Annotated in this window: 10 protein-coding genes; 4 read left to right on the forward strand and 6 right to left on the reverse strand. The window is 44.1% G+C overall.

Annotated features, from left to right (window positions below; genetic code table 11):
• Positions 1-39: 39 nt before the first annotated feature.
• Positions 40-657 (forward strand): TIGR00296 family protein, encoded by a 618-nt coding sequence (locus ACXJGZ_RS00480; RefSeq protein WP_456320986.1) that lies wholly within the window; start codon positions 40-42, stop codon positions 655-657.
• On the opposite strand, the gene ACXJGZ_RS00485 is transcribed toward ACXJGZ_RS00480, so the two are convergent.
• A complete protein-coding gene (locus ACXJGZ_RS00485) occupies positions 654-2,900 on the reverse strand; it encodes a DEAD/DEAH box helicase (protein ID WP_456397761.1) in 2,247 nt (748 codons plus the stop codon). The genes ACXJGZ_RS00480 and ACXJGZ_RS00485 overlap by 4 nt on opposite strands.
• Before the next feature lie 115 nt (positions 2,901-3,015).
• Here ACXJGZ_RS00485 and ACXJGZ_RS00490 point away from each other — a divergent pair, with 115 nt between their 5' ends.
• The 3 genes from ACXJGZ_RS00490 (at position 3,016) to ACXJGZ_RS00500 (ending at position 4,386) form a co-directional block, all read left to right on the forward strand.
• The gene (locus tag ACXJGZ_RS00490; protein ID WP_456326130.1) at positions 3,016-3,618 is read left to right on the forward strand and encodes a NifB/NifX family molybdenum-iron cluster-binding protein; all 603 of its coding nucleotides are present in this window, start codon (positions 3,016-3,018) and stop codon (positions 3,616-3,618) included.
• A gap of 30 nt (positions 3,619-3,648) precedes the next feature.
• The gene (locus ACXJGZ_RS00495) at positions 3,649-3,831 is read left to right on the forward strand and encodes a hypothetical protein (protein WP_293253456.1); all 183 of its coding nucleotides are present in this window, start codon (positions 3,649-3,651) and stop codon (positions 3,829-3,831) included.
• Between the two features lie 150 nt (positions 3,832-3,981).
• Positions 3,982-4,386 carry a NifB/NifX family molybdenum-iron cluster-binding protein gene (locus ACXJGZ_RS00500; RefSeq protein WP_293253460.1) on the forward strand — a complete coding sequence of 135 codons (405 nt, stop codon included), beginning with the start codon at positions 3,982-3,984 and terminating at the stop codon, positions 4,384-4,386.
• Positions 4,387-4,403: 17 nt separating this feature from the next.
• Here the strand turns inward: ACXJGZ_RS00500 and wtpB are convergent, their stop codons facing one another.
• From wtpB to ACXJGZ_RS00525, 5 genes are all read right to left on the reverse strand, one after another.
• On the reverse strand, positions 4,404-5,147 hold the full coding sequence (gene wtpB, locus ACXJGZ_RS00505; protein WP_456326131.1) for a tungstate ABC transporter permease WtpB: 744 nt from the start codon (positions 5,145-5,147) through the stop codon (positions 4,404-4,406).
• Between the two features lie 96 nt (positions 5,148-5,243).
• The gene (gene wtpA, locus ACXJGZ_RS00510) at positions 5,244-6,305 is read right to left on the reverse strand and encodes a tungstate ABC transporter substrate-binding protein WtpA (protein WP_456397751.1); all 1,062 of its coding nucleotides are present in this window, start codon (positions 6,303-6,305) and stop codon (positions 5,244-5,246) included.
• A gap of 80 nt (positions 6,306-6,385) precedes the next feature.
• Positions 6,386-7,276, reverse strand: a complete 891-nt coding sequence (locus tag ACXJGZ_RS00515) for a type I restriction enzyme HsdR N-terminal domain-containing protein (protein ID WP_456397753.1) — start codon at positions 7,274-7,276, stop codon at positions 6,386-6,388.
• 73 nt (positions 7,277-7,349) lie between these two features.
• Entirely contained in the window at positions 7,350-7,589 is a 240-nt protein-coding gene (locus ACXJGZ_RS00520; RefSeq protein ID WP_456320992.1) for a hypothetical protein, read from the reverse strand.
• A 662-nt stretch (positions 7,590-8,251) separates the two neighbouring features.
• Positions 8,252-8,953 carry an IS6 family transposase gene (locus tag ACXJGZ_RS00525; protein WP_456397755.1) on the reverse strand — a complete coding sequence of 234 codons (702 nt, stop codon included), beginning with the start codon at positions 8,951-8,953 and terminating at the stop codon, positions 8,252-8,254.
• Positions 8,954-9,077 lie beyond the last annotated feature (124 nt).

Consider the following 9,077-nt stretch of genomic DNA (forward strand, 5'->3'; position numbering starts at 1 on the left):
ATTAAATATTTTGAGGGGGAACCATTAAAGGGTGATGATATGTATAAAATTAGCGACGAACATGGTGAGTTTCTTATCAGGCTTGCGAGAAAGGCAATAGAAGGGTATCTGAAAAATGGAAAGGAAATTGAGCCCCCGGAGGATACGCCTCAGGAACTCTGGGAAAAGATGGGGGTTTTTGTTACGCTGAATCGCTATAATGTTCCCCCACAAAGGGCCCTTAGGGGATGTATTGGATTTCCCATGCCTATCTACCCCCTGGTAAAAGCCACAATAAAAGCGGCGATTTATGCAGCCTTTGATGATCCTCGCTTTCCTCCCGTGGAGGAGAGGGAGCTGGACTCTCTGGTTCTTGAGGTTAGTGTCCTCACACCTCCTGAACTTATAGAAGGAAAACCTAGGGAAAGGGCAAACAAGATTAAAGTTGGAAGGGATGGCTTGATAGTCGAGAAGGGTATTTACAGCGGGCTTTTACTTCCGCAGGTACCTGTAGAGTGGGGATGGGATGAGGAGGAATTTTTGAGCCAGACATGCTGGAAGGCGGGACTCCCCCCGGATTGCTGGCTCGAAGAAACCACAAAGGTTTACAGGTTCACAGCCGAGATTTTCGAGGAGGAAAAGCCGGGAGGAAGGGTCAAAAGGAAGCCGCTCCTTTAGTCCTCCTCCACATAAGGTGCAGTAATCACCCTCCTTATTTCCTTGGCTTTCTTTTCACCTATTCCCTCCACCTCCATAAGTTCCTCCTCGGTGGCAGTGAATACACTCTCAACGCTTCCAAAGTGTTTCAAGAGGCGTTTTGCAAGTGTAGCTGAGACATTTGGAAGTCCTTCCACAATGAGCCTCTGTCTCTCACCCAGAGTTAGCGCCTTCTTTTCCCCTCTAAGGGAAACCTCTTTCTTTCTCTCTTCCTGCTCTCTCTTGGCTATTAGGTAGATGAACTGGGCTGTCTCTCGGGCATCGTTTGAGAAAAGCAAGGGAATTCCCCAGTCGAGGGCAACAGCTGCCAGAGCCCCTCTTATTGCATTGGGGTGAACGTTTCGAATACCATAGAGCTGCCCTTCCACGATCAATACCGGTCTCATATACGCTTCCTTTAAGCGCCCCATCTGTTCAAAGAGACGGCCATCTATTATGGACTGTATGAAATCGTTTGCCGACTTCCTCTCCACTGCCACATCTTCACTCACAACATAATCTCCAATATCGAGTGTTTTCACCTGAATCTCCGAACCCAAATCTTTCAAATGCTTGGGAACCTGACTTTTGAGCTCTCTTGAATCCACATAGACCACAATGCCCTTTTTCCTTGTAAAGTGGGGCTTTTGCTGTTCTTCTCCAACCTCCTCTTTTCTTCTAACAAAACCCAGAAGCGAGGATTGCTTTTCCCTTTTCACCATATTCTCCACCTTCCTAAGGGTGGCAAACATAACCTTCTCCTTCCTCCTGGCGCTCCAGTAATACGCCTCGTCTCTGGTTCCTTTAGCCATTAGAATAATTACTTTTCCGGGCATGTGCCTCCCAGTCCTCCCACGGCGCTGGATACTTCTTATTGCTGAGGGAACAGGTTCATAGAAGATTACAAGATCAACTTCGGGCACGTCCAGACCTTCTTCCCCTACGCTTGTGGCAACCAAAATATTGAAAGCCCCTCGGGAGAACAGATCAAGAACTTCTTTCTGCTTTTTTTGATTCATTCCTTTATCCTTAACTCTGTTTGCCTGACCAACAAAGCGAACGGCTTTAAATCCTCTCTTATTAATTTCAGCTGCAATTTTTTTTGAAGTATCCCTGTAGTTTGTGAAGACTATTATCTTGGAGTTCGGCTTTTGATTCATCTGATTTTCGATGAGCTCAAAGAGCCTGTCCATTTTGGGATGGTCGAGACCGAGCTCCCTGGCTTGATTTAAGAGATAGATTGCCTTCTTCATCCTGGCATCTTCCATCAAGATCTTTGCGGACTTTGTTTTTCCTCCTTTAGCCTCGTGATGAAGCTTTCTCAAATAAGCCGCCAAGGTGCTCAAGCCCTGGGTCTCCAAAAGCTCTATTGCATGATGGAGCTTCATTGCCATCGCCTGATAGAGCATCAACCTCCCAATACCATAGTTTCCTCTAGCAACCTCGGCATTTATCTTTCTCCCGGCTTCGAGGACTTCTTTTTTGGGCAGATCCGCCGAATAGGAGCTGACTAATCCGGCTTCCTTCAGAGGTTTGAGCGCTCCCCTGAGCATTTCCCTCAGGAGTTTTCTGACCTCCTTGTAAAGTTCGGGAAGCTCCACTTCAACCCAGTTTAACTTTATTCCCTGGATATAGGGCTTGACGTCGGGGGAATTTTCATTTCTAACCTCAATGTGTTTTATGTGAAGGTTTTTTACAATCTCTTTGATTTTTTCCTCACTGCTGCCTGGAGATGCCGTTAATCCGAGGATTAGAGGATGTTCTGCATGTCTCATATATTCCCTCGCTATGTAAACATATGCATAATTCCCGACTGCCCTGTGGGCTTCATCGAGAATCAGAAGAGAAACATCCTCCATGGAGATGCGTCCCACGACCAGGTCATTCTCTATGGTTTGGGGGGTTGCAGTTATTATGATGCTCTTTCTCCAGATTTCACTCCTCTTATTTGGAGAAATCTCTCCTGTGAGAATATTTACCTTTTCTATAGGAACATCAAAGAGTCTAACAAAGCTCTCTCTGTGCTGGAGAGCTAAGGGTTTTGTAGGTGCCAGCATCAAAATTTTGCCCCCATATTTAGAAAGCCGATAATCTGCTATCATTTGGGCAATCAATGTTTTCCCCAGTCCTGTTGGCAAAACGACTAGGGAGTTTATTTCCTTGCATCTGGCAAATATAACCTCCTGATAAATGCGCGGCTTGATGAGGTCTTTCCGCAGGTACATGATCATCCTAGATATTTTTACGTAGAGGAGTTTATAAATTCCACCATTTTGTTAGGCTAGCCGAAAAGCTTTTAAGTTTTTGTGCATATGCACATAATAGAAGGAGGTGATGAAAATGAAGATTGCAATACCGAGCTCAAATGGAGGAGGATTGGAGGATACGGTGGCCCCTGTCTTTGCAAGAGCTCCCGTCTTCACGATTGTGGATGTTGAGAATAATGAGATAAGGAATGTCAGGACGCTTCAAAATCAAGCAGCGTACGCGGGAGGAGGAGCAGGGCCAATGGCTGCACAAATGCTCATAAATGAGGGTGTTGATACAGTAATAGCAGCTCAAGTAGGCCCAAACGCTATAGGAGCTATTCAAGCGGCAGGGATCAAATACTATACATTCCCAGCAGGGACTCCAATAAAGGAAGCTGTTGAGAGCGTTATACAGGGTAAAGCGCCATCTCAAACAGCGCCAGTGTTTCCACAAGCCCCCACTTATGGTCCAGTGCCAGCACAAGCCGGACAGTATTATCCACCTATGCCGCCATATCCCGCCTATGGTTATGGGTTTGGCTTTGGAAGGGGATTTGGCTTTGGGAGAGGTAGAGGAAGAGGATTTGGAAGAGGAAGAGGAGGCCATGGATTGGGGGCTCGCCTTGGCTACTGCCCCTGGACAGGAATGCCAAACAGGAGAAGCTGGCTTGCCAGATTCTTCAGGTGGTGGTAAACCCCTTCTTTTCTATTTTGAGGTGGTATCATGCCAAGAGGTAGAGGTTTTTATGCTTCTCCCAGAGGAGCTTACGGGTTGCTTGATTTGCTGCTGCTAATTGGCATAGTCTACTTTTTGATAAAGCTCTTTATTGCTGCGGCTCCCTATGCACTGGGCTTGATAGCCCTTCTTGTTTTGAGGGAGTTTTTAAGAGGGCCGAGGTTTTTGTAGCCATGATACTGTTGGGACAATTGTGGCATGCTTGCCAGTACTTTCTTTTACGAGCATTATCAAAACTCCTAACAGTACCATACCCATCGCATAAAACTTTATAAATTAGATTAGACAAACCGAACTTCAAACAAACCAGAGGTGATTTTCATGCGCATTATAGTTCCAACCACAAGGGGAGGATTGGATGACTTTGTGAGTCAGGCATTTGGAAGGGCTCAGACCTTCACAATAGTAGATGTGGATGAAAATGGAAACATTTCCAATGTTCAAGTGGTTCCAAATCCGGGAATAAATGCTCCTAGAGGGGCTGGTATTCAAGCGGCACAGTTTTGCATAAATCAAGGTGCAGGGCTTGTTATAGGGGTTACCTTTGGACCAAACTCTTCCCAAGTCCTTCAAGCTTCGGGAATAAGATTCGTCTCTGCTGCTCCAAATATGACGGTTGAACAGGCTATCCAAGCATTTTTTAGAGGAGAGTTAACCCAGGCGGTTTTCGGCCCCGAAGGAGGTGGCATGGGCAGAGGAATGGGGCGCGGAAGGGGAAGATGGTGATTTTTCTATTGCCCATCTCATTGGCCTTTTCTTCCTATTATCCATCTCAAAAGCACAAAGATTGTTAAGCTCATGCCTATCAATATTACGGATATAGGTCTCGATGCTCTCAACCCGTAGTTGTTGAAGTATTCCATAACGAGAACCTGTGCCGTCTTGGGATAATAAGCTATTATCAAAATCGCGCCCACTTCACTTATAGCCCGCGCCCATGTCATTATTGCCCCGCTGAAAATGCTTGGAAGGGCGAGAGGAAGGCTCACAGTGAAGAAGGCTCTAAGCTTTGAAGCACCAAGAGTTCTCGCCACATACTCAAGCTTCTCATCAACGCTTAGAAATCCATCTCGAGCTGCATTAATTGTAAAAGGTGCAGAAACAAAGAGCATTGCCATTATTATTCCTACATAGCTATCCAGAATCCTGTTTGAAAAGGTCACGAGGAGCATTATACCCACGACGGAATGGGGTATTACTATGGGAACATCAACAACTGCCTGCACTGCACTCTTTCCCATAAAATCCATTCTGGCAAGCACATAACCAAGGGGAACTCCAAAGAAGAGGGAAATTACCATGGTGGCTGTTGATGTTATAAGAGAATTTCTTAGGGATTCCAAAACTAAGGGATCATGGAGAGTTTTAAACACCATCTCCATATCGAAAGCCTGTTTCAGGAAAATCACAAATATGGGAAGAACTATGTAGAGTACCAAGAAACTCCCAAGCAGTGCAAAAAATGCAGTGGTGTAGTCGCGTCCCATGGTTACCCCCTTAAAGTGGATGGAACCCCCTATTTAAAAATTCCGCATTGTTTAATGATTTTGTTAAATAGAGAGCAGGATACATTAAAGGGGCTGTCAGCCCCCTATTTTTACCAGATCTTTTATCTCATCCGGCACATTTCCAAAGGCTACGGGCGGATTTATGAACTCCTGATGATTTCTGGCAAAAATTTCCTTTCCCTTGTTACTTAACAGGAATTTCAGGAATTCGAGGGCGAGCTCTCTGTTTGGAGCATCCTTAGGAACAGTTACCCCATAAACAATGGGTTTGGCTTTTATCTTCTTGCCCGTCGAGCCGAGGGTTATACTTACTTGACCATAGTAATCGGCTTTTGTGAAGTCCTTGAGGTTTATTTCTTCCGGAAGCTCTATGTATTTAAGATTGTGCTGCTCGGCAACGCTCTTGTATATGAAGAAGTAATCTAAGCTCCCGCTTTCAACCAAACCAGTTAGATCCGTTTCCTTTGGTCTTATCACAAGGCGCTTATTCCTAACCTGAATTTCCTTCGGAGCGTAAATCTCGCTTCCATTTGCCACTATGTTGGTGTTTTTTTCTATAAGCTCCTTGAAGATGGACTTCCCGTAATAGAGGCTCGCGAGCTCTGTGACCATGATGCTACGATAGCCACAGGGATCTTGATTTGGATCGCTGAAACCGAATGAAACATCGGGTTTAACTAAGATCTCGTACCAGTTGTCCGGATTTATTTCATCCGCATACCTGCTCTTATCTGTAAAAGCTATTACAATTTCATTCGTGGCGAAGAGGACGTAGAAATCGGTATAATTTGGAACCATCAGCTGGGGAATGAGTGTATAATCAGCAACCCCCACTATGTCCGCATGCTTTCCAAGATCCGTGACCTTTCTAACTGCCATGACACTTCCGCTTGCCTCGTCTTGAAATGTAACTTTAACTCCAAGGTTTTTTTCAGCATATACTGAAAATTCATCCTCCAAATCCTTGAAAGGGACACTCAGAGAACCCGCGTGGAAGATTGTTAGTTTAATTTCGGCTTTCGAAGAGGATCCTCCTGTTGATGTCCCCGTGTCCATGGGTTCTCCACTTATGCATCCAGCTGCGGCCACAGCAAGGACCAGAATTCCTAGCAAGATTAGAGACATGACTTTCCTCATAGCACCACCGTAAAAATACCCACCCCTAGAGAATTTAAACATTTCCGTAAACAAGAAAGCTTAATATTAAACAAGAATGCTTAAAACTCAAAGCCAATTTTTATTCCAAAGTGCTCCTCAATGCTCCTCAAAAGGGGCAGAATTCTGTCCTTTGGAATCTTCTCCGAATATTTGTAAAGCGCTGCGAGTTCCTTTACCTCCTCTTCCTTAAGCTCTTTGTTCTCCACTATGTACTCCAGCAGAGCGGTGATAACTCCGCTCCAGCTTTCCTCTTTAAGCGGGAGCTTTTTCCATGAGCCGTCATGTATGTAAAATCGCCTGGGAGTTCTTTCAGGTGATGCCATTGAAAGGAGAACGAACTTTGATATGAAGTCATCTGGAAGAGTAATGGAGCTTTTCAGATACTCAAATAACATATCAGCGGAAAATCCCGCTCTTTTAAGCTCTCTAAAGCTCTTCTCCATGTAATTCAAAAGTCTTGAAATTTTCTCGATATCCTTAATACGATCCCTGCCCAGGAGGGAGAGTTTAAGGGCGCTCTTCTTCAAAGGCTCTTTCTCCAGATCCACGGTAAATAGAACTCGGTCTCTCAGGGTGGAACCCTCTTCAAAGGCTTTTATTGAAATCCATTGAAGTCCGTTCGTTAAAATTCCATACATGACACCCTGAGAAAAACAATATTTTCCAAGTTGCCTTAGTGGTTTTTCTCTTTTTAAAACATTCACACTGAGGTTTTTTGCCTCTACAAATGAAACAATTTTTTCATCAAGAATTAGCGCATAATCCGCCCTTCCCTCATCAGTCCTCTCTTCAGGGCGAACTTCATTTGGATTGTATATGTCCCACCCAAGACTTTGAAAAATCTCTCCAATTAAGTGCTGCTTTACAGCTTCTTCATTTGCTTCGTAGAGCCGTCTATGCTGCTTGATCTTTTCAAGAACCCGGATTATGCTTTCTTCGATGTGCTCCATGTCAACACCTAAAGAACATTGGAACTCAGCATTTAAAGGCATTACCCCAGGACGGGAAAAAGAAGAGTGAGTATTATGCCTCTGTAAGAACTTTAAATGTTATTTTGCCTTCTTTTAGAAGTCTCCTGAGCTCTCCTACGAGATTTTGAGCGTTTTCAACTTCTATTTCCATCTTAATTTCACTTATTCCTGTTGCCGTTGGTGGCAGAAAGTGTATGTCTTTTATTTTACCCCTAACCTTTTCACATAACTTACTCAAAATCTTCCCTCTTTTTTCATAGGGCAATTTAATGTCCAATTCAACAATTCTCATGCGTTCCACCACTTTATTTTAGAAAATAAGGATTATATAAGCCTTTTCATGAAGGAGAATTATCAATAGGACCTCTGGATATTCCCAGCAGTTATAAAACGAAGTGTTAGAGCGTGGGAGTAGAGGTATACAGACCAGATACGCTCTTCTTTTTACCCTTTTTCTTTTGAAAGCCTCGGGGTGGGGATTCTAAAACCGGCATTCGAACCTCTTGTAACGTAATAGGGCTTCGAAGAAGCCACCAAAGGGTTATTGTGCGGGAGGACACGGCATTCTTTCAAAACCGCTTTCGAGCGGTTAAAAACTCTGAATGGAGAGATAACCGCTCTGGGGTATGGGTAACTGCATGCGGGCTGAACCTCATGGTGATGGGCCCACAAACCTCATTGGAACCCTCGCAAAGGGGAGGAGGTCAGAGGTTCTAACAACATCATCTCCAACATCATGCTCACTTTCGCAAACCTTAAATCATGTTTAACATACTATTCCATGCCCGGGGAGTACCTCCGAAGGAGGAGTCAATGAACTTGGGCGGGTTATTACCCCTTTATTTTACTCTTAGGATAAGAGGAATGCTTATGATAATGCCCGCAAAAGAGGGTAAAACACACCATTGCCAACCTGCAATGCTTATCCTGACAGTATGTATAGAACCCATACTGTCAGGATAACTGTGGCATCACCTCCTGGAGCCATTCAGTCACATCACCAGGCGGCCCACCGAACCGAGAATGAACTCTAACAAAATTATACCAGAAAGCAAACAGAAAAACAAACTTATGAACCCTCCTCCAATCACTACTCCTGAAATTATTCCAGAAACGCTTCGTCCGCTCCTTAACAGTCCTGAACCAACGCTCAATACTGTTCCTCGGTCCGAAAGTCACGTGAACAAAATTCAGTCTTAAAGATTTAAAGGCAGATTTGTACCAGGGGCCACCATCAACCAGAAAAACAGGCCGACCCTCACAGGATTTTAAGACAACTAAAATGAAATCTCTGGCAATCCACCAGTTTCTGGTTGTTGTAATCCAGACTGCTAGGATTTCTCTGCTCTCAACATCAATTGCAGCCCAGAGATACTTTTTCTGCCCATTAATTTTTATTACCGTCTCGTCAACTGCGATGAAGTTTCTCTGTTTTTTGACTGCGAGGAGTTTTGGCTGGTAAATTGTTTTTGCGAGTTTTTGAACTGTTTCCCAGACTGTTGTGTGGCTGATTTCCAGTATTTCTGAAATTTGGCGGTAACTGAGGCCTTTCAGGTATAATTCGATTGCTCTGATTTTCTTTTTTATTGGGATTTTATTCCGGCGAAAGGGTTTTAAGGCTGAAACCACCCAGTATATGATGGTTTCAGCTTTCATTTTCCCCCTCTTTTTTCTGAAGTATTATCCGACATTTAAACCTAATACCCTACTGCTTATCCTGACAGTATCTAAAAATCCTTAAGTTTTGAAATTGAGCATAAAAATGAAAGGCGGTTTGAAT

The sequence above is a fragment of the Palaeococcus sp. (in: euryarchaeotes) genome (genome assembly GCF_053987695.1).

Excerpts from the sequence above, each read along its gene's own strand:
- ACXJGZ_RS00480 (WP_456320986.1), top strand. The coding sequence starts at position 40 with ATGTATAAAATTAGCGACGAACATGGTGAGTTTCTTATCAGGCTTGCG.
- ACXJGZ_RS00485 (WP_456397761.1), bottom strand. The coding sequence starts at position 2,900 with ATGTACCTGCGGAAAGACCTCATCAAGCCGCGCATTTATCAGGAGGTT.
- ACXJGZ_RS00490 (WP_456326130.1), top strand. The coding sequence starts at position 3,016 with ATGAAGATTGCAATACCGAGCTCAAATGGAGGAGGATTGGAGGATACG.
- ACXJGZ_RS00495 (WP_293253456.1), top strand. The coding sequence starts at position 3,649 with ATGCCAAGAGGTAGAGGTTTTTATGCTTCTCCCAGAGGAGCTTACGGG.
- ACXJGZ_RS00500 (WP_293253460.1), top strand. The coding sequence starts at position 3,982 with ATGCGCATTATAGTTCCAACCACAAGGGGAGGATTGGATGACTTTGTG.
- wtpB (WP_456326131.1), bottom strand. The coding sequence starts at position 5,147 with ATGGGACGCGACTACACCACTGCATTTTTTGCACTGCTTGGGAGTTTC.
- wtpA (WP_456397751.1), bottom strand. The coding sequence starts at position 6,305 with ATGAGGAAAGTCATGTCTCTAATCTTGCTAGGAATTCTGGTCCTTGCT.
- ACXJGZ_RS00515 (WP_456397753.1), bottom strand. The coding sequence starts at position 7,276 with ATGGAGCACATCGAAGAAAGCATAATCCGGGTTCTTGAAAAGATCAAG.
- ACXJGZ_RS00520 (WP_456320992.1), bottom strand. The coding sequence starts at position 7,589 with ATGAGAATTGTTGAATTGGACATTAAATTGCCCTATGAAAAAAGAGGG.
- ACXJGZ_RS00525 (WP_456397755.1), bottom strand. The coding sequence starts at position 8,953 with ATGAAAGCTGAAACCATCATATACTGGGTGGTTTCAGCCTTAAAACCC.